Consider the following 21831-nt stretch of genomic DNA (forward strand, 5'->3'; position numbering starts at 1 on the left):
CGGCCGGAAATCTCGCGTGGAAGGCCCGCACGGTCGCAAAAAACGGCCGCGGCGGGGCCGCGGCCGTCAAGCTTCATGGGAGCCCTGTTGATCGCGTCACATGCCGGCGGAGTGCTTTTCGACCAGCGCGCGCGCTTCCTCGACCAGCGCCTTGCCGTCGAGGCCCTTGGCGTCCATCTCGGCCTGCCAGGCCTCGATCAGCGGCGTCGCCGCATCTTTCCAGCGCTGGGTTTCGGCTTCGTCGAGGGTAATGATGTTGTTGTTGAGCTTTTGCGCGATCGACAACCCGATCTCGTCGCCCTGATCCATGGTCCGGCCGAGCATGGCCGCGGCCTCCATGCCGGAATTGGCATCGATCACCGCCTTCAGGTCGTCGGGCAGCTTGTCATAGGCATCCTGGTTCATGGCGAACACGAAGGTCAGCGTGTAAAGGCCGTTCTTGCCCGAAAAGCCGGTGTGGTTCTTAACCAGTTCGCTGACCTTGAGCGCCGGTGTCACCTCCCAGGGAATGGTCGTGGCGTCGATGACGCCCTTCGACAGGGCTTCCGAAACCGCCGGCACCGGCATGCCGACCGGCGTTGCGCCCAGCTTCTCCAGCATCTGGTTGATGACGCGCGAGCCGCCGCGGATCTTGATGCCGTTCATGTCCTCGAGCTTGTTGACCGGGTTCTTGGAGTGGATCAGTCCGGGGCCGTGGGCGTGCCAGGCGATGACCTTCACGCCGGCGAACTCGTCCATGCAATGCTTTTCACAATACTCCTGGAAGGCGCGCGAAGTCGCCTCCCCAGTCGTCATCATGAAAGGCAACTCGAAGGCTTCGGTGGCCGGAAAGCGGCCCGGCGTGTAGCCGATGACGGTCCAGATCAGATCGACCACGCCGTCCTTTGCCTGGTCGTAGAGTTCCGGCGGCTTGCCGCCGAGCGACATGGCGTGGAACAGGTCGATCTTGATGCGGCCGTTCGATTCGGCCTGAACCTTTTCGGCCCAGGGCGTCAGCGCCTTGGCCGGAATGGTCGCCTGCGGCGGCAGCATCTGGTGAAGCCGCAGTGTCACGTCCTGTGCGAACGACATTGCAGTCATTGCGCCGAAGGCGGCAGCGGATATGATGATCTTCTTCAGGGTGGTCATGGCGTTCTCCTCCCGTGGAACCCTCATTGTTATATCGCAGAACTAATTCTGCGTACAGATGCATCTTGAGCCAACGTTAACACGATCGACGGCGCCGCCAGGCCTAGGCCTGGCCTTGGCTCAATGCGGCATGCCGCTCAAGCTCGCGAGCAGCTCGGCAACATTGGCGGCGTGGAATTTCTTCAGAAGCCGTGCCCGGTGCGCTTCCACCGTGCGCGGTGATATCGACAGCAGCCGCGCGATCTCCTTGCTGGTGCGGCCTTCGCCCAGATGCATGACGATCTGGCGTTCGCGCGTCGTCAGCCGCATCACCGGGCGCGAGGCCGAAAGGTCGGCGAAGGTCCAGACCGCGCGCGCCAGCGGCTCCTCGCGAGTGAAGGAATGGCCGCGCACCCGGCACCAGAACAGGCTCTTGTCCTTGCGTGCCATGATGCGCTCGTCGGAATAGCGGTTCGTCGTCCTGAGCGGCTCGACGCCCACGTCGCGGATGCGCACGAACTCCTCGAAGGACGGATAGAGAATCACGAACAGCTGGTCGACAAGCTCGTGCCGGGCATAGCCGAACATCTCGGCGAAGGTGATGTTGCAGGCCCGGATGACCCGGTTTTCGGTCAGCACGATGCCCACCGGCGCGTGTTCGAAGGCGAGCTCCCGAAGCGTGTCTTCGCGGTCCGTCATGCGTATTTGTACGATATTGTGCCCTGACCCTGCCAGTCGGATAGTACCACTGCGTGCCGTCCCGCAACAAAAGAATGGATGCGGCGGCGAAGTGCGTTGGGAGGAAGACTGGCATGAACCTGGCCGAATGGCTGGTCAGAAGCGCGGCCATGCGCCCGGATGAACCGGCGCTGCTGCGCGGCACGTCCGTGGTGCGGGACTATCGCGGTTTCGCGTCACGCGCCGCCAGCCTCGGCCATGCGCTCCGTGCCCGTTTGGGGATTGCGCCGGGTGACCGCGTCGCAATATTCGCCGCCAATTCGACCGAATATCTGGAGGCCTTCTACGGTATCTGGTTCGCCGGCGCCGTGGCGGTACCCGTCAACGCCAAGCTGCATCCGCGCGAGGCAGCGTGGATTCTCGAGGACTCCGGCGCCAAGCTTGCCTTCGTCTCCGAAAATCTCGGCAACGATCTGACGCCGCAGATGCCGGCTAGCTGCCGCGAAATGATCGATCTTGGCTCGGCCGAGTTCACTTCAGCCTGCGCAAGCGACTCGCTGTCAGCGCCGGTATCGCGCGGCCGCGACGACATGGCGTGGCTGTTCTACACCTCCGGCACCACCGGCAAGCCGAAAGGTGTCATGATCACCCATGGCAATGTCCACGCCATGGCCCTTTCCTACTTTGTCGACGTCGATCCCGTCTTTTCGAGCGACGCGGCCTACTATGCCGCGCCGATGAGCCATGGCGCTGGGCTCTACAACGTCCAGCACGTGCTGAAGGGGGCCCGCCACGTTGTGCCTGAATCCGCCGGTTTCGACCCGGCCGAAATCTTCGAGGACGCCGCCAGGTTGCGCGACGTGCACATGTTCGCGGCACCCACCATGGTGCGCCGTCTGGTCGACGCCGCCAAGGCCGCGGGCATAGATGGCGACGGCATCCGCACCATCGTCTATGGCGGCGGGCCGATGTATCTCGCCGACATCGTCGAAGCGGTCGACGTCATGGGGCCGCGCTTCTGCCAGATCTACGGTCAGGGCGAGAGCCCGATGACGATCACCGCGCTTGCGCGCGATCTCGTCGCTAGCCGCTCCCACCCGCGCTGGCGGGAGCGCCTTGCCTCGGTCGGCATCGCGCAATCCTGCGTGGAGGTCCGCGTCGTCGATGCCGAAGGCCGCGACATGCCTGCAGGCGAGACCGGCGAGGTCGTGGTGCGCGGCGCGCCCGTCATGCGCGGCTACTGGCAAAATTCGGTGGCCACCGCCGCCACTCTGCGCGATGGCTGGCTCTGGACCGGCGACATGGGCGCGCTCGACTCCGACGGTTTCCTGACGCTCAAGGATCGCTCCAGGGACGTCATCATCTCCGGCGGCGCCAACATCTATCCGCGCGAGGTGGAGGAGGCGCTGCTGTCCCATCCGGACGTTCACGAGGTTTCGGTCGTCGGCGAGCCCGATCCCGAATGGGGTGAGGCCGTCATTGCCTTCGTCGTCGCTCGACCGGGGACCTCGCCGTCCGAAAAGCTCCTCGACGGCCATTGCCTTGACCGTATCGCCCGCTTCAAGCGGCCGAAGACCTATCGTTTTGTCGAGGCGCTGCCCAAGAACAATTACGGCAAGGTGCTGAAGACCGAGCTGCGCACCATGCTGGCCGCGCGGCCGCACCGGGAGGACGCTTGATGTCGAGCGCCCCGCACACACTCATCATAGCACTGTCCTGCCTGCCTTTGGCGGCCGGGCGAGGCGCTAGGAGTTTCGCATATCCAAAGGAGGAAAACCGATGAAAAGACTTCTATCGGCACTAACGGTTGCCACGGCGCTCGCCGTCGGCGGTCTCTCCGGCGCGCTGGCGCAGGACGGGCCGGTCAAGATCGCCCTGATCCATGGCCTTTCGGGCTCGCCGCTCGAGGCGTTCTCGAAGCAGACCACCAACGGCTTCAACCTCGGCCTCGAATACGCCACCGGCGGTTCGATGGAGGTCAAGGGCCGCAAGATCGAGGTGATCGAGAAGGACACCCAGTTCAAGCCAGACGTCGCACGTTCGGTGCTCGCCGAAGCCTATGGCGACGACGAGGTGCTGATCGCCGTCGGCGGCACGTCTTCGGGCGTGACCACGGCAATGTTGCCGATCGCCGCCGAATATGAACGCATTCTTCTGGTCGAGCCGGCCGTCGCCGACTCCCTCACCGGCCCGGATTCCAACCGCTACGTGTTCAAGACCTCGCGCAATTCGTCGATGGACATGCAGGCCCAGGCATTGGCCCTGAAGCCGGACGCGAACCTCAGTGTCGCGACGCTCGCCGAGGACTATGCCTTCGGCAAGGACGGTATCGCCGCTTTCAAGAAGGCGCTCGAGGGCACCGGCGCGACGGTCGTCGCCGAGGAATATGTGCCGCTCAAGACTACGGATTACACGGCCACCATCGAGCGCCTGTTCAACGCGCTCAAGGACAAGGAAGGCCGCAAGGTCGTGCTGATCTACGTCGCCGGCTCCGGTGACCCGATGGGCGCACTGGTCTCGGCCGATCCGTCCCGCTACGGCATCGAGATCTCGACCGGTGGCCACATCCTGCCGGTGCTGCCGACCTACAAGCGCGTGCCCGGCATGGAAGGCGCGATCTACTATTACTATGAAAACCCGAAGAACGAGATCAACGACTGGCTGGTCAAGGAACACCAGGATCGCTTCGGTTCGCCTCCGGACTTCTTCACGGCCGGCGGCATGGCGGCCGCACTCGCCATCGTCAAGGCGCTGGAAACCGCCGAGGACTGGGAGACCGAAACCCTGATCTCGACCATGGAAGGCATGAGCTGGGAGACGCCGAAGGGCACGATGATGTTCCGCCCCGAGGATCATCAGGCGCTGCAGTCCATGTACCACTTCAAGATCAAGGTCGACGACAATGTCGACTGGGCGATCCCCGAGCTGGTCCGCGAGATCAAGCCGGAGGAGATGGATATCCCGATCGGCCGGAACAACCAGGAATAGGATGCAGCCGAGGGGTGCTCTTGCGGCACCCCTCATCCGACCTCGCTCTCCTCGGCCACCCTCTGGAAGAGTCGCCGACGGATAAGGCTATCCATAGCCGGCAACAGAAACCTGGGAACGATGCCTGGCCCCTCGCTCCATACCGAAAACCTGACGATCCGCTTTGGCGGGCACACCGCTGTCGACAACGTCACCTGCGCCTTCAGGCCGGGCGAGCTGACCGTGATCGTCGGTCCCAACGGCGCCGGCAAGACGACATGGTTCAACCTCGTCTCCGGCCAGCTGCGGCCGAGCGAGGGGCGTATCTTCAAGGACGGGCAGGACATCACCGGGCTCGCGCCCTCGGCGCGCGCCAAGGCCGGCATCGGCCGCGCCTTCCAGCTCACCAACCTGTTTCCCCGGTTGTCGGTACTCGAAAACGTCCGCCTCGCCGTGCAGGCCCGGCAGGGCGCCGGGCCGAGCATCATGCGCCGCGCTGCCGCGCTTCACGACGTCCGCGCCGAAGCCGCCCGCCATCTCGAAAGCGCTAGGCTTGCCGCGGTCGCCGACTATCCCGCTGCCGCGCTGCCGCATGGCGATCAGCGCAAGCTCGAGGTCGCCATGCTGGTTGCCATGCAGCCCGACATCTACATGTTCGATGAGCCGACTGCCGGCATGTCGGTCGACGAGGCGCCGGCAATCCTCGACCTGATCGCCGAAATCAAGAAGGACACGTCCAAGACCGTGCTCCTGGTCGAGCACAAGATGGATGTGGTGCGGGCGCTCGCCGACCGCATCGTCGTCCTGCACAACGGCGAACTCGTCGCCGACGGCAAGCCCGACGAGGTCATGGCGCTCGACATCGTGCGCGAGATCTATCTCGGCGTCGGCGCCGACGAGGAGGCCGCGTGATGAGCGACGCCATCCTTAGGCTCGACGACGTCCACACCGATATCGCCCAGTACCAGATCCTGCATGGCGTTTCCTTCGACGTGCCGGAAGGTGGTGTTCACGTGCTTCTCGGCCGCAACGGCGCCGGCAAGACGACGACGCTGCGCACCATCATGGGGCTGTGGCGGGCGCGCAAGGGAGCAATCGTCTTCCGCCATCACGACATCACCGCCATGCCGACGCCCGACATCGCTCGTCTCGGCATCGCTTTCGTCCCGGAGAACATGGGCATTTTCGGCGGCCTCACCGTCGAGGAGAACATGCGTTTGGCGACCACTTCGGGTCAGTTCGACAAGGACCGGCTCGACCGCGTCTTCGCGCTGTTCCCGGCGATGGAAAAGTTCTGGGCGAAGCAGGCTTTTGCGCTCTCCGGCGGCCAGAAACAGATGCTCGCCATCTCGCGCGCCATCATCGAGAAGCGTGAGATGATCCTGATCGACGAGCCGACCAAGGGCCTTGCCCCGGCGATCATCCGCGCCATGATCGACGCCTTCCGGGAGATCGCCGCCGAGACCACCATCCTGCTGGTCGAGCAGAATTTTCTTTTTGCCCGTTCGCTGGGCCGTGGCGTCACCGTCATCGACGACGGTCGCATTGTTCATGACGGTGACATGGCAGCCCTCGCCGCGGACGAGGGTTTGCAGACCAGACTGCTCAGCCTTTCGCTTGAAGCGCATTGAGGGACCGAACCGTGATTTTCGCCGCAGACATCCTGCCTGGAGGGCGCACATCCTCCCCTGCGGAGCGGGGAAATAGGACCACCGAAAGTGGTGGAGGGGGCGCATGATGAACGCGTTCTCCGAAATGCTGAGCCGCCTCGGCGGCGTCTACCTCCTGCCCGTCGCGATCGCGCTCCTCGCCTTCGTGCTCATCGGCGCGCCGTCGACCTGGGTCACGCTGACCGTCGCCGGGCTCGCCATGGGCATGATGATCTTCCTGATGGCGTCGGGCCTGTCACTCATCTTCGGGCTGATGGACGTCCTCAATTTCGGCCACTCCGCCTTCGTCTCGTTCGGCGCCTTCATCGCCGCGTCGGCACTGGCGGCGCTGGCCGGTTGGGTCGGCGGCGAAAGTGCCGTGCTCAACGTCGCGGCGCTGATTCTCGCCATCGCCGCTGCCACCGCCTTCGGGGCCGGGGCTGGCTGGTTCTTCGAGCGCGTCATCGTCAAGCCCGTCTACAAGGACCATCTGCGCCAGATCCTGATCACCATTGGCGCGCTGATCGTCGCCGAGCAGCTTCTGCTGGCGATCTGGGGCGGCGCCCCGGTCGCGGTGCCGCGTCCGCGCGTGCTCGACGGCTCGCTGATCATCGGCGACGTGGCGATCGAGATCTACCGCATCTTTGCCTTCCTGCTCGGGCTTCTGGTCTACGTCGCCATGCATTATGCGCTCAACCGCACCCGCATCGGGCTGCTGATCCGTGCAGGCGTCGAGAACCGCGAGATGGTGGAAGCGCTCGGCTTCCGCATCGACCGGCTGTTCATCGGCGTCTTCATGGCCGGGTCGGCATTGGCCGCGATGGGCGGCGCCATGTGGGCCGGTTATCAGGGACTGATCACGCCGGCGCTCGGTGGGGAACTGATGATCCTGGTCTTCATCGTCGTCATCATCGGCGGCCTCGGCTCCATCGAGGGATCGCTCCTCGGCGCCATCCTGGTCGGGCTCCTCTCCAACTATGTCGCCTTCCTGTTCCCGAAGCTCTCGCTCGCCTCCAACATGATCCTGATGATGGCGATCCTGCTGTGGCGTCCGTTCGGGCTCAAGCCGGCGATCAGGGGGTAGCGGCCATGTCCGACCAGTCGATCTCCGACCTTGCTTCCGCGCCGGCACGCCCGCGCCGCATTCCCGTCGGCCGCCTCGCGGTCTACGCCATTGCGCTGGCGATCGGGCTCTGCCTTGCCTTCGCGCCGTTCCTGTTTCCCGATGTCCGCGCCCAGGAGGTTGCCGCGCGCATCTGCGTCTTCATCGTCCTGGTCGCCAGCTACGATCTCCTGATCGGCTACACTGGCATCGTCTCCTTCGCCCACACCATGTTCTTCGGCCTCGGTGCCTATGGCACCTCCATGGCTCTGAAGAGCTGGGGCCCGGGCTGGGACGCCATTATCATCGGCGGCGGCGCCGGGGTCGTTGCCGCCTTCGTGCTGGCGGTGCTGATCGGCATGCTGTCGCTGCGCGTCAAGGCGATCTTCTTCGCGATGGTCACGCTCGCCGCCGCCTCGGTGATGATGGTGCTTGCCAATCAGCTGTCGGATTTCACCGGCGGCGAGGACGGCTTCACCTACCAGGTGCCGCGGCTGTTCTCGCCGGCCTTCAAGCTCTTGACCGACGCCGACGGAAAGACGCTGCGTTTCTTCGATGTCGCTATCAACGGCAAGATCGCCGCCTACTATTTCGTCTTCGTCGGCAGCTTTCTCCTCTTCCTCTTCATGATGCGCATCGTCGCCTCGCCGATGGGCACCGTGCTGCAGGCGATCCGCGAGAACGAATTGCGCGCCGAGGCTATCGGCTACCGCGTCGTCGGCTACCGGACCGCGATCTTTTGCATCTCCGCCGTCATCGCCGCGCTCGCCGGCGTTCTGCGTGCCGTCTGGCTCAAATATGTCGGGCCCGAGGTCGTACTCTCCTTCGCGATCATGATCGACATCCTGCTGATGGTGGTGATCGGCGGCATGGGCACGCTGATCGGCGCCGTCATCGGCGTTGTGCTGATGAGCCTCGCCCAGTTCTACCTCAAGGACCTGATGGAGGTCGCGGCGGAGGCGACTGCCGGCGTGCCGCTCTTGCCCGAGCTCCTCAATCCCGACCGCTGGCTGTTGTGGCTCGGCGTGCTGTTCATCCTGCTGGTGTATTTTTTCCCGGCGGGAATCGCGGGAACCCTCATGAAAAAGGGAAACCATTGATGCATTCGCCACGCTCGACCTATGTTCCCGCCGCCGGGCACGAGCTGCACGTCACCGAGTGGGGCGATCCGGCCCGTCCGGCGCTCGTCATGTGGCACGGGCTGGCCCGCACCGGCCGCGATTTCGACGAGGCCGCCGCCGCCCTATCCGACGAATATTTCGTGCTCTGCCCGGACACGCTCGGGCGCGGCCTGTCGAGCTGGTCGCGGCCCGGCGGCGGCGACTATTCGTACAAGACCTTCGGTGACACCGCGCTTGCCATGCTGAAACACTATGGCATCAACCGGCTGCGCTGGGTCGGCACCTCGATGGGCGGGCTGATCGGGGTAACGCTCGCCGCCGGCGCCTTGAAGGATCGCATCAGCCACCTCGTCGTCAACGATATCGGTCCCGACATTCCCGCCGAGGGCAGCGGCCGCATCGCTTCCTATGTAGGCAATCCGCCGGTCTATGATACCGTTGCCGAGCTTGAGGCCTGGCTGCGCGAGAACTACGCGCCCTTTGGCGCCAACACGGACGCTTTCTGGCGCCGCATGGCCGACACCTCTATGCGCCGTACCGATTCCGGCAAGGTGACGGTCCATTACGACCCGGCGATCGTCACCCAGTTCACGCTCCACAAGGGCGACCTCGACGTCTGGGACAAATATGACGCCGTCACCGCCAGGAGCCTGCTCTTGCGCGGCGCCGCCTCAGACGTGTTGCCGGCAGCCGTCGCCGAGGAGATGACCCGACGCGGCCCCAAACCGCGGCTGGTGACCTTTCCCGATTGCGGCCATGCTCCGACGCTGGCGAGCGAGGCGGAAATTGCCCTTCTGCGCGAGTTCTTGGCCCAGTAGCGGCCCCGATCAGCCGTCCATCAGAACCTTTTCGATCTCCGGCAGGGAGTGGTTGGTCAGGGTCTTCGGCACTTCCGCCTTTATCCGCCCTTCCGCCTCCTTGTGCAGCTTCTTGCGCAGTTCACCCAGCACATGCGGCTGCGCGACCAGCACGATCTGCTTGAAGGCATCCTTCAGCGCGAGGGCAGAGACCTTGTCCGCGATCTCGTCGGCAAAGCGCTCCTTGGCGATGCGGTGCCAATCGGTTTCCTGGACGGCGCTGCGATGGTGGTCCGACCCGTCATTGAGCCGCCCCGGGCGGTCGGTGCCCTGATCATGCGTTGGCGGGTTTTCCTGTTGGGCCCGGTCGACCACTTCGAGCCGGGGCTCGAAGGCCGTCCCTTCGTTGCGCAGGAACAGTGCCCTTTCGCCGTCTGCCACGAGCACCCAGGTGCCGGTTTCCAGTTTCGCGAGCGCCATGTCATGCTCCCAGTGATTTGTCCTTGACGGGAGGCAAGCCGGCCGTCGTGGGTACCGCCGCCTCCGACTATCGGAAACGTATCGCAAAGAATTGCGTTCCTGTCGCTGTCCCGGCGCATGGTGAGCGGGGAATTTTTTTCCCGCTCTGGGGCGCAGCACAGAAAACGGATTGCGGCCCGTAACCGCCAGCGCGAGGCGGTTTCTTCTGCAAAACGAGCCATTCGACGACAATTGCGCCAATCGAAGGAGAATGGCCGCAATGGCTGCGGACGCAGGCAAGCTGAACACCTTTCCCGTCTTCATGCGGGTCGAGGACCGGACCGTCGTCATCGTCGGTGGCGGCGAGGAAGCGCTCGCCAAGGCGCGGCTCGTCGCGCAGTGCACGGCCAGAATCCGCCTCGTCGCCGAGCAGCCCGCGTCAGAACTCGCGGCCTTCGCACGACGTTTCGACGCCGAGTTCATCACTGAGCCCTATCGCGATGCGCATCTGGACGGTGCCGTGCTGGTCTTCGCCGCGACTGGCGACGAGGCCGCCGACGGCCGCATCGTCGCCGATGCGCGGTTGCGGAAGATCCCGGTCAACGCCGTCGACCGCCCGCAGATCTGCGATTTCCTGACCCCGGCCATCGTCAATCGCGCCCCCGTCGCGGTGGCGATCGGCACCGAAGGCGCCGGGCCCGTGCTCGCCCAGATGATCCGCGCCCGCATCGACCGCATGCTTTCGCCGGCACTCGGCCCGCTGGCGCGCATGGCCGCCGCCTACCGCGACGCGGTCGAGCGGCTTTTGCCGCGCGGCAGCGTGCGGCGGCGCTTCTGGCGCGACTTCTTCGAAGGCGAGCCTGCCCGGCTGATGGAGATCGGCCACATCTCCGAGGCGCAGGAGGCCGCCGAACGGCTGCTGCATCAGGAGACTGCCCAGCGCGGCCACGTCGCGCTGGTCGGCGCGGGGCCCGGCGCCGAGGACCTTCTCACCTTGCGTGCCCAGCGCCTGCTCATGCTGGCCGACGTCATCCTCTTCGACGCGCTCGTGCCCGAAGCGGTTGTCGAGATGGGCCGGCGCGATGCGGAGCGTGTCGCGGTCGGCAAGCGCAAGGGCTGCCACTCCAAGTCGCAGGCCGAGATCAACGCCATGCTGGTCGCCTACGGCGAGGCCGGCAAGCGCGTGGTGCGCCTGAAGAGCGGCGATCCGCTGGTTTTCGGCCGCGCCGGCGAGGAAATGCAGGCGCTGCGCGATGCCGGCATTGATTACGAGGTCGTGCCCGGCGTGACTGCCGCCTTTGCCGCTGCTGCCGATTTCGAGCTGCCGCTGACCTTGCGTGGGGTAACCTCCTCGATGGTCTTCACCACGGGTCACGACCTCAAGGGCAACACCTTGCCCGACTGGGCGCGCCTCGCCATCTCCGGTGCCACCGTCGCCGTCTATATGGGCCGCTCGGTCGCCGCCGAGGTCGCCGGCCGGCTGATCGCGTCGGGCCTTTCGTCCGACACGTCCGTCGCCGTGGTCGAGAACGCCAGCCTGTCAGGCCGGCGGCTCTATCACGGCACCCTCGCCGACCTGCCCGCGCTCCAGGACCGCGCTGACCTGACCGGCCCGGTCATGACCATCATCGGCGATGCGGTGGCCGGCGCCAATTTCGACCGCTCGACCCCGCTCGCCGCCCGCAGGACCGCGGCAATGGCGGCCTGACCGGAAAGAACAGAAGCCATGAAGGTTCTGACCGCAAACCGGCTCGTTGATGGGGAAGCCGTCTGGTTTTCCGCCGACAACGGCTGGATCGAGGTGATCGCCGGCGCTGAGATCGCGCGCGACAGCGATAACGAGGAGAAGCTGCGCCAGATTGGCGAAAGGGCGGCCGCCAACAACGAGGTCGTCGACGTCGACCTGATCGACGTCGATCTCGATGGCGGCGTCATCGTGCCGAAGAGGCTGCGCGAGCGCATCCGCGCCGCCGGCCCGACCAACCGACTCGATCTCGGCAAGCAGGCCACCGCGAAAGATACGCACGCCGCCTGATGCGGCGCGCTGAAAGAGACCAGAGCCATGTACCGCTACGACGAATTCGACCAGAGTTTCGTGAACGCCCGCGTCGCCGAACTGCGCGACCAGGTCGAGCGCCGCCTGGCCGGCGAGATCACCGAGGATCAGTTCAAGCCGCTGCGGCTGATGAACGGCGTCTACCTGCAGCTTCACGCCTATATGCTGCGTGTCGCCGTCCCCTATGGCACCCTGAGCGCGCGCCAGATGCGCATGCTTGCCCATATCGCGCGCACCTATGACAAGGGTTATGGCCACTTCACCACGCGGCAGAACATCCAGTACAACTGGCCGGCGCTGTCCGACATCCCGGCGATCCTGGATGACCTGGCCAGCGTCGAGATGCATGCTATCCAGACCTCGGGCAACTGCATCCGCAACGTCACCGCCGACCATTTCGCCGGCGCCGCCGCCGACGAAGTCGCCGACCCGCGCCCCTATGCCGAGATCCTGCGGCAATGGTCCTCCGTTCATCCGGAGTTTTCCTATTTGCCGCGCAAGTTCAAGATCGCGGTCACCGGCGCCGAGCGCGACCGCGCGGCGATCCAGGTCCACGATATCGGCCTGCATCTGAAGAAGAACGCCGAGGGCGAGCTCGGCTTCGCCGTCTATGTCGGCGGCGGTCAGGGTCGCACGCCGATGATCGCCAAGAAGATCAGGGACTTCCTGCCCGAGCAGGATCTGCTCGCCTACTGCACCGCGATCCTGCGCGTCTACAATCTGCACGGCCGTCGCGACAACAAATACAAGGCACGCATCAAGATTCTCGTCCACGAGACCGGCACCGAGGAACTGACGCGCCAGGTCGAGGCCGAGTTCGCGGCACTGAAGGACACCGAACTCAAGCTGCCCGACGCCGATATCCGCGCCATCGAGGCTTATTTCGCTCCGCCAGCTCTGGTCGACAGGCCCGAAGGTGATGAGGCGGTTCGTGTCGCCGGGCTCGATTCCAGGGGCTTTGCCGATTGGGCGCAACAAAACCTCACCACGCACCGGCATCCCGATTACGCCGCCGTCACGATCTCGCTGAAAGGCATCGGTGAGGCGCCGGGCGACGCGACCGACGCACAGATGGAGCTGGTCGCCGACTTGGCCGAAAAATACGCCTTCGACGAGATCAGGGTCAGCCACGAGCAGAACCTGATCCTGCCTCATGTCGCCCGCGCCGACCTGCCGGCCGTCTACGCCGCGCTGGCCGAGGCCGGTCTGGCGACGGCCAATTCCAACCTGATCACCGACATCATCGCCTGCCCCGGCCTCGACTATTGCGCGCTCGCCAATGCGCGCTCGATCCCGGTCGCCCAGGAGATCTCCGAGCGTTTCGCCTCGCTGGAGCGCCAGCGCGACATCGGCGAGCTGAAGCTGAAGATCTCTGGCTGCATCAATGCCTGCGGACACCACCATGTCGGCCATATCGGCATTCTCGGCGTCGAGAAGAAGGGCGCCGAGCTTTACCAGATCACGCTTGGCGGCTCCGGTGACGAAAACACCTCGATCGGCGAGATCGTTGGTCGTGGTTTTGCGCCTGACCAGGTCACCGACGCCATCGAGACCGTCGTCGACACCTATCTCGGCCTGCGCACCGATCCGTCCGAGCGTTTCATCGACGCCTATCGCCGCGTCGGTGCTGCACCGTTCAAGGAGGCCCTTTATGGCCACGAAGCCAAGGCTGCCTGAGGCCGACGCCGAAGCGCTCGCCGCCGAACTCGAAGCGCGTCACGGCGGACTGGCTCCGGCCGCGGTGATCGAGACCGCGGTGAAGGAGCTTTTCGCCGACGATGTCGCCGCCGTCTCCTCCTTCGGCGCCGACTCGGCGGTGTTGCTTCACATGCTGGCCGGCGTCGACCCGTCGGTGCCGGTGCTCTTCCTCGACACCGGCAAGCATTTCGGTGAGACGCTGGAATATCGCGACCTGCTCGCCGCCGATCTCGGCATTGGCGATCTGCGCATCGTCACGCCGCGCGACGATCTCCTGGTGGCGTACGATCCCGAGGGCACCCTGCACCAGCGCGACACCGATGCCTGCTGCGACATCCGCAAGGTCGAGCCGATGGCCCGGGCCGTCGAGCCCTTCGGTGCCTGGTTCACCGGGCGCAAGCGGTTCCAGGCGACGACCCGCGCTGCACTGCCCGTCTTCGAGGCGGTCGGGCCGCGCATCCGCATCAACCCGCTGGCGTCCTGGGGCACCAGCGATCTTGCCGACTACATGCGCCGCCACCAGTTGCGCGAGAACCCGCTGGTCGCTTATGGCTATCTGTCGATCGGCTGCTTCCCATGCACCGAGCCGGTCAAGCCCGGCGAGGATGCGCGCAGCGGGCGCTGGGCCGGTCAGGCCAAGACCGAGTGCGGCATTCATCTCCCCGGCATGGAATCGGCGGCCAAGGCCTCGCATTAGGATTGTTTGATGACCGAGACTGCGAACGAGACCGCTGCGCGGCTCTGGACCCAGGACGGGTTCCATGATGACGAATGGCGCCATGCCAAGGATGCCGAGGGGCTCGCCGGCAATGGCGGTGTCATCCTGCCGCTCGCGGTCTGGAAGGGCCTGGACGCGGAAACCCGCGCCGCCCAGGCCCGCCGCATCGGCGTGCTTCTGGCGCCGGGCGACGAGCTTGCCGAGATTGCCGGCCACCTTGCCGACATTCCGCTGGTGGCGCTCGCTTTCCCGGCCTTCAATGACGGGCGCAGCTTCTCCAAGGCCGAACTGCTGCGCAGCCGTTATGGCTATCAAGGCAAGCTGCGCGCCACCGGCCAGGTGCTGATCGACCAGATTCCGCTGATGCTGAGGACCGGTTTCGACGAGTTCGAGGTCTCGCATCCGACCGCGCTCGCCCGGCTCGAGGCCGGCCGTGTCGGCGGCCTGCCGCATTATTACCAGCCGGCGGCGAAGCCGGCCGACAAGGGCGCCCGCTACTCCTGGCGCCGCCGCCCCGCCGCCTGATCTCGCCTGCCTGGGCTTTTCCGGTCAGATGTAGCCGTAGCCGCGGGCCATGGCCGCGGCGGCGACCGGAATCAGCAGGAACAGCGCCGCCTCGGCGTGCACGTAGCGCCGCATCGCCTGCACCTCCGTCTCCGGCACGACGAAGCCGGCGTCCTCACGCCGTGCCTTGCCCCAGCGCATGATCCTGAGCGTCGGCGGCACCGACAGCAGCCCGACCAGCGCGAACAGGCCGATCTTGGTCCAGAAAACCGGGTTTTCGAGATAGAACTCCGAGCCCTTGGTGCCATGGAAGACTCTCAGAAATCCTGCCGCCAGCACCAGCATGGCGACCCCGCCGTAAACGCGGTCGATGCTGGCCAGCAGCCCGAGCGCGTTGCCGGTAAGGCCGGGGCGGATCAGCATCCACTCCGCGGCAATGATGCCGGCCAGCGAAAAGACCAGCACGTGATGGATCGAGGCCAGCACGAAGTCGGCGATCATGTCGGACGCTCCATGACGTTTCGGGTTGCATGTGTCCGTCGGACATAGGCATCGATCTTGACAGTGTCAATATCAAGTGACGACCGCTTTACACCCGCTTGGCGGCCTGCTCTCATGGCGTCAGAGAGGTCGGTGCAACCGGCCGGTCCTGGGAGGGGACTTCGATGCCGTATGACTATGTGATCGCCGGCGGCGGCTCCGCCGGAGCAACCCTCGCCGCGCGCCTTTCGGAAGACCCTTCGATCTCCGTTTGCCTGGTCGAAGCCGGGCGCGAGGGCCGCGATCTCTTTATCCGCGCGCCGGCCGGCGTTGTCGCGCTGCTGCCAGGACGGCCGAAGATCAACAACTGGGCCTTTTCGACGGTCCCGCAGCCCGGACTTGGCGGTCGCCGCGGCTATCAGCCGCGCGGCAAGGCGCTTGGCGGTTCCAGCGCCATCAACGCCATGCTTTATGTCCGCGGCCATCCCGGCGATTACGATGATTGGGCTGCGGCAGGCTGCGAGGGCTGGGGATGGTCAGACGTGCTGCCGCTCTTCCGCCGCGCCGAGGCCAACCAGCGCGGCGGTGATGCGCTGCACGGCGACGAAGGCCCGCTCCGGGTTGGCGAGCAGCAGAGCCCGCGCGCCATCAGCCGTGCCTTTGTCGAGGCCTGTGCGCAGTCGCAGGTGCGCCGCAATGCCGATTTCAATGGCCCCGAACAGGAAGGCGCCGGGCTTTACCAGGTGACGCAGTTCTGGGACGGGCCGCGCAAGGGCGAGCGCTGCTCCGCCGCCGCCGCCTATCTGCACCCGGTCATGGACCGGCCGAACCTGACGGTCTTGACCAGGGCCCATGCGACGGGGATCGTATTCGACGGCAGCCGCGCGGTGGGTTTGCGCTACCGGCGTGGCGGCCGTGACGAACGGGTCGAGGCTTCGCGCGAGGTGATCCTCTCGGCCGGCGCCTTCGGCTCGCCGCAACTCCTGCTTCTCTCGGGCGTCGGCGCGCCTGACGAACTCGCCCGGCACGGCATCGCCCCGGTCCAGGATCTGCCGGGTGTCGGCAGCAACCTGCAGGACCACCTCGATTTCATCATGTCGTGGAAATCGGCCGACACCGACATGTTCGGTCTCGGGTTCGGCGCCGGCGTCAACATCCTGCGCCACATCCTGCAATGGCGGCGCACCGGCGCGGGCATGATCGCGACTCCATTCGCCGAAGCCGGCGCGTTCCTGAAGTCCGACCCCGGCGTGGAGCGCCCTGATCTGCAGCTTCATTTCGTCATCTCGGTCGTCGACGACCATGCGCGCCGCCTCCACGCCGGTTACGGCTTTTCCTGCCATGTCTGCGTGCTTAGGCCACATTCGCGTGGCGCGGTCAGGCTGGCAAGCGCGGATCCGCTCGCGCCGCCGGAGATCGACCCGGCCTATCTCTCTGACGAGCGCGATGCCGCCCTGATGCTCAAGGGTGCAAAGATGATGCGGTCGATCCTTTCGGCCCCGGCCCTGGAGCGCTATCGCCGCAAGCAGCTTTATCTGCGTGGCGACGAGACCGACGCCGAACTGATGGAGCATGTCCGCGCCCGCGCCGACACGATCTACCACCCCGTCGGCACCTGCCGAATGGGCACCGACAACATGGCTGTCGTCGATCCGAGATTGCGCGTTCACGGGCTCGAAGGCCTGCGGGTCGTCGACGCCTCGATCATGCCGACGCTTGTCGGGGGCAACACCAACGCTCCGACCATCATGATCGCCGAAAAGGCGGCCGAAATGATCCGAGCCGACGCCGCCTGAGCGGCGTCAGGCTATCGTGCGCGGCAAGTCGGCCGACAGCGTCTTGTGCAGATGCACCATCATCGCCGCCGCGAAAAGCGGTGTCAGAAGGTTGAGCAGCGGCACGGCGAGGAAGGCGGCGATCACCAGCCCCGCCACGAACACCATGCCGGCATGCCGGCGCCTGAGCGCCTTGGCGTCGGTTTCGGAACGGTGCCGCATGGCAGCGAACTCGAAGAATTCGCGTCCGAGCAGGTAACCGTTGACCAGAAAGAACGCGGCGATGTTGACGCCGGGGATCAGGAGCAGCAGCAGCGCCACCAGATTGGCAAGGACGACGACCAGGAAGAACTTGACGGCCAGCCACATCGCCTGGCCCGTCGGCAAGGCCCGCCCGGGCGGTTCGAGCGGAAAATCATGCCGCTCCACCAGTTCGGCGACGTCGTCGAGGAACAGCCCGGCGACCAGCGCCGTCACCGGCGCGACGAGCAGTGCGAGGCCGATCGCCAGTCCGATGCCGGCCGCGATCGCCGCGATCGTGCCGAGCCAGCCGGCCCATGCCGGAAAACCCGGCAAAAGGGCGTCGATCCACGGCATCGCCAGCGCGTCGAACGTCTGCTGCAGCCCGAACCACAGCGCCACCAGCGCCAGCACGGTGAGCCCGAGCGACTTCCAGAACACGGCCCGGAACTCGGCCGTGAACAGGTGACCGGCCGCCGCGCGTGCTGCCTCGAGGATCATTGCATTCTCCGTCGCTCTGCTCGCGACATAGGGAGGCCGAAGGGCGCCCGCAAGCCGTCGCTACTCGCGGCTCACGCGGCCGGGGGCCTTGTATCCTGTCGGCGATGCGTTAAACCGGCGGGCACTTCCCCTCAACAACCAACGGAACGTGAAGGTGACCTTAGCCAAACAGTTTGACGTGCTTTGTATCGGAAATGCGATTGTGGACGTGTTCGCGCGCTGTGATGACGACTTCCTTGTCGCCAATGGCATCGTGAAGGGCGCCATGAACCTGATCGATGCCGAACGCGCCGAACTGCTTTACGGCCGAATGGGTCCGGCGATCGAGGCCTCCGGCGGCTGCGCCGGCAACACGGCGGCCGGCATTGCCAGCTTTGGCGCCCGCTCGGCCTTCTTCGGCAAGGTCTCCAACGATCATCTTGGCAAGATTTACGCGCACGACATCCGCGCCCAGGGCGTGGCTTTCGACACCCGCCCGCTCGAGGGCGAACCGCCGACGGCGCGCTCGATGATCTTCGTCACGCCCGATGGCGAGCGTTCCATGAATACCTATCTCGGCGCCTGCGTCGAGCTCGGACCGGAAGATGTCGAGCGCGACAAGGCGGAGAAGGCGAAGCTCGTCTATTTCGAGGGTTACCTGTGGGATCCGCCGCGCGCCAAGGACGCGATCCGGCTGACCGCGCAATATGCTCACGCGACCGGCGGCGAAGTCTCCATGTCGCTGTCGGATTCCTTCTGCGTCGACCGCTACCGCGACGAGTTCCTTGAGCTCATGCGCTCGGGCACGGTCGATATCGTTTTTGCCAATGAGAGCGAGCTGAAATCGCTTTATCAGACCTCGTCCTTCGAAGCCGGCCTCGAACAGATCGGCAAGGACTGCAAGCTCGCTGCCGTCACCCGTTCCGAGCTTGGCTCGGTCATCGTGCGCGGCGGCGAGATCATCCCCATCGAGGCCATCGCGATCGACGAACTGGTAGACACCACCGGCGCCGGCGATCTCTATGCGGCCGGTTTCCTCTATGGCTACGTGACCGGGCGCAGCCTGGCCGATTGCGGCCGCCTCGGCTCGCTTGCCGCTGGAATCGTGATCCAGCAGATCGGCCCGCGCCCGCAGAAGAACTTGCGCCAGGCTGCCGAGCAGTCGGGACTGCTGGCGCCGGACGCGGCCTAAAGCAATTCCGGGATAAGTGGAAACCGGTTCTCCGTCCGGAACTGCGCAGGAACAAGCGGTCAGAGCCGTTCGACGATTCTTTTGAAACGATGAACGGCTCGAGGCTCAGGGAATGTCCTCGGGCCGCCGCCCCGGCCGGCTCTTGTAGCGCGGGAAGGTCCAGCCGAAGCGCAGCGCGCCGCCCCGCACCAGGAAGGCGATGGCGAAGGCGGCGATCGCCGCCAGCGTCAGTTCGACCCCGGCCGAAAACAGCGCGATGAAGCTTGCCGCGCCGGCAAGCGCCGCCGTCACATAGATTTCCGGCCGCAGCAGCACCGACGGCTCGCCCGCCAGCAAGTCGCGCAGGATGCCGCCGAAAGTCGCCGTCATCACGCCCGTCACCAGCGCCACCGCAGGCGAACCGGTCGCCGCCAGCCCCATCGCCGCGCCCATGACGCTGTAGGCCGACAGCCCCAGGGCATCGAGCCACAGGAGCAGCTTGTAGCGGGATTCAACCAGATGCGCGGAAAAGAAGATCACGACCGCCACGGTCGCGCAGACCAGCAGATAGTCGGGGTTTTCCGCCCAGAACACGGGCAGGTCGCCGAGCACGACGTCGCGCAGCGTGCCGCCGCCGATGCCGGTCACCCCGGCCAGGAACAGGAAGCCGATGAAGTCGAGTTCCTTGCGTGAGGCCGCCAGCGCGCCGGTGGCGGCAAACACCGCCACCCCGGCATAGTCGAGCAAAAGGATCGGGTCCATCCGGCAGCGCCTCCCGCCCTATCGGTAGCCGAAGGCCGGGTCGCCTGAAAGATCAGGCGTCCTTTTCGGCCTGCTCGTTGATCGGCCCCGGTTCCGGCTCGCCGCTGCCGGCCGCCTGTTTGGGTCCGCCCTTGGAGACGCCGACCATCGCCGGCCGCAGCACCCGCTCGCCGATCACGTAGCCGGTTTGAACCACCTGCACCACCATGTTGGCCGGCACATCCGCGTTGGGCACCTCGAACATCGCCTGGTGGTAGTTGGGATCGAATTTCTCGCCCTCGGGCTCGATCTTCTTCACCCCGTGCCGCTCAAGTGCGGAAAGCATGGCGCGCTCGGTCATTTCCACGCCTTCGATCAGCGCCGTGAAGCCGGCGCCGCCTTCCTGGCGCGCCTCGGCCGGGATCGCGTCGAGCGCCCGGCGCAGGTTGTCGGAGACCGACAGCATGTCGCGGGCGAAATTGGCGATCGCGTAGTTGCGGGCGTCGCTGACGTCACGCGCGGTGCGTCGGCGCAGGTTTTCCATCTCCGCCGCCAGGCGCAGGGCGCGATCCTTCAGCTCCTCGTTCTCCTTGGCAAGCCGCAGCAGCGCCTCGCGCTCGGCGTCGAAGGCTTCCTCGGCGTCACCGGTTTCGGCGGCCTCAGCCGCCGCATCCGAGCCCATTTCGGCGTACTGGCTCTTGGCGGCGGCGATGTCGGGGTTTTCCGCCTTGTCCCCGGCGCCGTGTTCATCCTTTGGATGGTCGCTCATCGACTGATCCCGTATGTCGCAAAACTGGTTGGTTTCGCGCCCGATATCGAGTCTTGGAGGCCAAAAATCAAGGGGTGGGGTCGAGTAGAGAGGTGGTGCTGTTGACGCGGCACGGGCAAAGCACTGCATTCTACCTCGGTATTCGCTGTTTCTGTTTCGTCGCCGGTATGCGACCTTGATCCTTGGGCAAACTTCTTCATCTCGCCACGTACTCAGAGGTTCCATGGCCGCCGAGCCGAAGATAACCTGGATGATCGCAAGCGAAGTAGGCGATCGCGACGGAATCGGTGTCCAGCTTTTGATCGACGGCGATTTGGTATTGGAGATTTTCCGCGACGATACGAAACGAAGCCGCGAAGTAACCCTCCATAGGGTCGAGGTTCCGTTGGAGCTGTCGGAACAGACCGTTGCGATGTTCAAATGAGAGATATCATGGGATTTCCTGGATTAAGTCGATTGGCGGCTATTCATCGCTTCGAAGCAAGGTGATTGAGTCTCCGCGATGAAACCACCGGACGACATAATTGTCTTGGCACTGCGCTCTATCAGCGGAGAAGTTACCCGGCACATGCGGGCCATCGCATTCGGCTACCGCGGGGTTTCAGCCAAATTTCGATTCTATATGGAAAGCGAGCCTACAGAGATAGAGCGGGAGAATGCTGAGGTCGTTGCAACAAATTTCGACGCGGGCCACCCGGCAAAGCTTGATAGCCTAGAAATAGAGTTCGTTGTGACGAAGGAGGTATTGGGAAAACTCAACTACCTGGACTTTTGTATTTATCGAAGGTCCGAATAGAATCGAAAGTACGCCTAGATCGCAGGACTCCGCTGCATGGAAAATCTCCCTAGAGACGACGCGCGCCAGCTGTTGAACGCGATCTTGTCCGAACTGAGAGGACTGCTATCCGAGGAGTTTTTCTCCCCTGCCTCGCTGAGTTATCACCCGGTGCGAGACAAGATCGCTCGTTTTGCTTGGAGCTTGAACCCTCCGGCCCCGGAATTGCAAGAGTTTCTGCGACGCCATGGGCACTCCAGCGAAGCCTGGCTCCCGATCGACGTTGGCGCTCTCGACGGCATCGAAACGGCGGAGTTGCTTCTGCGCCTCAAGATCAACATATCTGGTGATCGATGGGCAAAAGGCGCATTGGCGCCAGCTTTTGCGAGCGGCACCTTGTTGCGGGCTCTGGAACGTATCGACGCAGGCCTGGATGGGCTCATCTAGGATCACGCTGAGTGAATACCCCTCCCTTGCGCCGACGGGATCGCCCTCAACCGCCTACCTAACGTTGCATTCGGTATCTTTGCATAAGCCTGAGCGT

24 protein-coding genes are annotated in these 21831 nt (G+C 65.1%); 17 read left to right on the forward strand and 7 right to left on the reverse strand.

The genetic code is table 11. From position 1 onward, the window contains the following. Nucleotides 1-96: 96 nt before the first annotated feature. Together FQ775_RS19340 and FQ775_RS19345 are read right to left on the reverse strand one after the other, a co-directional pair. Nucleotides 97-1128, reverse strand: coding sequence for a TRAP transporter substrate-binding protein (locus tag FQ775_RS19340; RefSeq protein ID WP_146298840.1), 1032 nt, complete (start codon nucleotides 1126-1128; stop codon nucleotides 97-99). Nucleotides 1129-1248: 120 nt separating this feature from the next. Continuing rightward, complete coding sequence (locus tag FQ775_RS19345; protein ID WP_146298839.1) at nucleotides 1249-1806, reverse strand: helix-turn-helix transcriptional regulator; 558 nt, start codon at nucleotides 1804-1806, stop codon at nucleotides 1249-1251. Nucleotides 1807-1919: 113 nt separating this feature from the next. Here FQ775_RS19345 and FQ775_RS19350 point away from each other — a divergent pair, with 113 nt between their 5' ends. The 7 genes from FQ775_RS19350 to FQ775_RS19380 all read left to right on the forward strand — a co-directional run bounded on the left by FQ775_RS19350 (nucleotide 1920) and on the right by FQ775_RS19380 (nucleotide 9442). Continuing rightward, nucleotides 1920-3464 carry an AMP-binding protein gene (locus FQ775_RS19350; protein WP_146298838.1) on the forward strand — a complete coding sequence of 515 codons (1545 nt, stop codon included), beginning with the start codon at nucleotides 1920-1922 and terminating at the stop codon, nucleotides 3462-3464. 100 nt (nucleotides 3465-3564) lie between these two features. Continuing rightward, the gene (locus tag FQ775_RS19355) at nucleotides 3565-4773 is read left to right on the forward strand and encodes a substrate-binding domain-containing protein (protein WP_146298837.1); all 1209 of its coding nucleotides are present in this window, start codon (nucleotides 3565-3567) and stop codon (nucleotides 4771-4773) included. Nucleotides 4774-4893: 120 nt separating this feature from the next. Then, nucleotides 4894-5664, forward strand: a complete 771-nt coding sequence (locus FQ775_RS19360; protein ID WP_146298836.1) for an ABC transporter ATP-binding protein — start codon at nucleotides 4894-4896, stop codon at nucleotides 5662-5664. Next, nucleotides 5664-6383: an ABC transporter ATP-binding protein gene (locus FQ775_RS19365; protein ID WP_146298835.1), complete on the forward strand. Its 720-nt coding sequence runs from the start codon at nucleotides 5664-5666 to the stop codon at nucleotides 6381-6383. The genes FQ775_RS19360 and FQ775_RS19365 overlap by 1 nt, the downstream gene beginning before the upstream one ends. A gap of 103 nt (nucleotides 6384-6486) precedes the next feature. Further along, on the forward strand, nucleotides 6487-7485 hold the full coding sequence (locus FQ775_RS19370; RefSeq protein WP_206064781.1) for a branched-chain amino acid ABC transporter permease: 999 nt from the start codon (nucleotides 6487-6489) through the stop codon (nucleotides 7483-7485). Nucleotides 7486-7490: 5 nt separating this feature from the next. Continuing rightward, a complete protein-coding gene (locus FQ775_RS19375) occupies nucleotides 7491-8603 on the forward strand; it encodes a branched-chain amino acid ABC transporter permease (RefSeq protein WP_146298834.1) in 1113 nt (370 codons plus the stop codon). Then, on the forward strand, nucleotides 8603-9442 hold the full coding sequence (locus FQ775_RS19380; protein WP_146298833.1) for an alpha/beta fold hydrolase: 840 nt from the start codon (nucleotides 8603-8605) through the stop codon (nucleotides 9440-9442). The genes FQ775_RS19375 and FQ775_RS19380 overlap by 1 nt, the downstream gene beginning before the upstream one ends. 9 nt (nucleotides 9443-9451) lie before the next feature. Here FQ775_RS19380 and FQ775_RS19385 read toward each other — a convergent pair whose 3' ends face one another. Further along, nucleotides 9452-9901: a baeRF12 domain-containing protein gene (locus FQ775_RS19385; RefSeq protein ID WP_146298832.1), complete on the reverse strand. Its 450-nt coding sequence runs from the start codon at nucleotides 9899-9901 to the stop codon at nucleotides 9452-9454. Between the two features lie 259 nt (nucleotides 9902-10160). On the opposite strand from FQ775_RS19385, the gene cysG reads away from it, so the two are divergent. Genes cysG through FQ775_RS19410 form a run of 5 tightly spaced genes read left to right on the forward strand, consistent with a single transcriptional unit; the run spans nucleotide 10161 to nucleotide 14877 of the window. Then, nucleotides 10161-11588 carry a siroheme synthase CysG gene (cysG, locus tag FQ775_RS19390; protein ID WP_146298831.1) on the forward strand — a complete coding sequence of 476 codons (1428 nt, stop codon included), beginning with the start codon at nucleotides 10161-10163 and terminating at the stop codon, nucleotides 11586-11588. 18 nt (nucleotides 11589-11606) lie between these two features. Next, complete coding sequence (locus FQ775_RS19395) at nucleotides 11607-11915, forward strand: DUF2849 domain-containing protein (protein WP_146298830.1); 309 nt, start codon at nucleotides 11607-11609, stop codon at nucleotides 11913-11915. A 27-nt stretch (nucleotides 11916-11942) separates the two neighbouring features. After that, nucleotides 11943-13613, forward strand: coding sequence for a nitrite/sulfite reductase (locus tag FQ775_RS19400; RefSeq protein WP_146298829.1), 1671 nt, complete (start codon nucleotides 11943-11945; stop codon nucleotides 13611-13613). Further along, nucleotides 13588-14331 carry a phosphoadenylyl-sulfate reductase gene (locus FQ775_RS19405; protein WP_146298828.1) on the forward strand — a complete coding sequence of 248 codons (744 nt, stop codon included), beginning with the start codon at nucleotides 13588-13590 and terminating at the stop codon, nucleotides 14329-14331. The genes FQ775_RS19400 and FQ775_RS19405 overlap by 26 nt, the downstream gene beginning before the upstream one ends. Before the next feature lie 9 nt (nucleotides 14332-14340). Then, nucleotides 14341-14877 carry a DUF934 domain-containing protein gene (locus tag FQ775_RS19410; protein ID WP_146298827.1) on the forward strand — a complete coding sequence of 179 codons (537 nt, stop codon included), beginning with the start codon at nucleotides 14341-14343 and terminating at the stop codon, nucleotides 14875-14877. A 24-nt stretch (nucleotides 14878-14901) separates the two neighbouring features. Here the strand turns inward: FQ775_RS19410 and FQ775_RS19415 are convergent, their stop codons facing one another. Further along, nucleotides 14902-15357, reverse strand: a complete 456-nt coding sequence (locus FQ775_RS19415; RefSeq protein WP_146298826.1) for a DUF2214 family protein — start codon at nucleotides 15355-15357, stop codon at nucleotides 14902-14904. A 164-nt stretch (nucleotides 15358-15521) separates the two neighbouring features. On the opposite strand from FQ775_RS19415, the gene FQ775_RS19420 reads away from it, so the two are divergent. Further along, on the forward strand, nucleotides 15522-17132 hold the full coding sequence (locus tag FQ775_RS19420) for a GMC family oxidoreductase (RefSeq protein ID WP_146298825.1): 1611 nt from the start codon (nucleotides 15522-15524) through the stop codon (nucleotides 17130-17132). 6 nt (nucleotides 17133-17138) lie between these two features. On the opposite strand, the gene FQ775_RS19425 is transcribed toward FQ775_RS19420, so the two are convergent. Continuing rightward, nucleotides 17139-17852: a sulfate transporter family protein gene (locus FQ775_RS19425; RefSeq protein ID WP_146298824.1), complete on the reverse strand. Its 714-nt coding sequence runs from the start codon at nucleotides 17850-17852 to the stop codon at nucleotides 17139-17141. Between the two features lie 154 nt (nucleotides 17853-18006). On the opposite strand from FQ775_RS19425, the gene FQ775_RS19430 reads away from it, so the two are divergent. Further along, nucleotides 18007-19023 (forward strand): adenosine kinase, encoded by a 1017-nt coding sequence (locus FQ775_RS19430; RefSeq protein ID WP_146298823.1) that lies wholly within the window; start codon nucleotides 18007-18009, stop codon nucleotides 19021-19023. A 105-nt stretch (nucleotides 19024-19128) separates the two neighbouring features. On the opposite strand, the gene FQ775_RS19435 is transcribed toward FQ775_RS19430, so the two are convergent. Beyond that, the gene (locus FQ775_RS19435; protein ID WP_146298822.1) at nucleotides 19129-19764 is read right to left on the reverse strand and encodes a trimeric intracellular cation channel family protein; all 636 of its coding nucleotides are present in this window, start codon (nucleotides 19762-19764) and stop codon (nucleotides 19129-19131) included. Between the two features lie 52 nt (nucleotides 19765-19816). Next, nucleotides 19817-20512: a nucleotide exchange factor GrpE gene (gene grpE, locus FQ775_RS19440; protein ID WP_146298821.1), complete on the reverse strand. Its 696-nt coding sequence runs from the start codon at nucleotides 20510-20512 to the stop codon at nucleotides 19817-19819. Between the two features lie 223 nt (nucleotides 20513-20735). On the opposite strand from grpE, the gene FQ775_RS19445 reads away from it, so the two are divergent. From FQ775_RS19445 to FQ775_RS19455, 3 genes are all read left to right on the forward strand, one after another. Continuing rightward, the gene (locus tag FQ775_RS19445; RefSeq protein ID WP_146298820.1) at nucleotides 20736-20936 is read left to right on the forward strand and encodes a hypothetical protein; all 201 of its coding nucleotides are present in this window, start codon (nucleotides 20736-20738) and stop codon (nucleotides 20934-20936) included. Nucleotides 20937-21014: 78 nt separating this feature from the next. After that, entirely contained in the window at nucleotides 21015-21308 is a 294-nt protein-coding gene (locus FQ775_RS19450) for a MafI2 family immunity protein (protein WP_146298819.1), read from the forward strand. Nucleotides 21309-21344: 36 nt separating this feature from the next. Beyond that, nucleotides 21345-21734 carry a hypothetical protein gene (locus tag FQ775_RS19455; protein WP_146298818.1) on the forward strand — a complete coding sequence of 130 codons (390 nt, stop codon included), beginning with the start codon at nucleotides 21345-21347 and terminating at the stop codon, nucleotides 21732-21734. Nucleotides 21735-21831: the final 97 nt, after the last annotated feature.

Origin of the sequence: Nitratireductor mangrovi (assembly GCF_007922615.2) — a bacterium.
GTDB lineage: Bacteria > Pseudomonadota > Alphaproteobacteria > Rhizobiales > Rhizobiaceae > Mangrovimarina > Mangrovimarina mangrovi.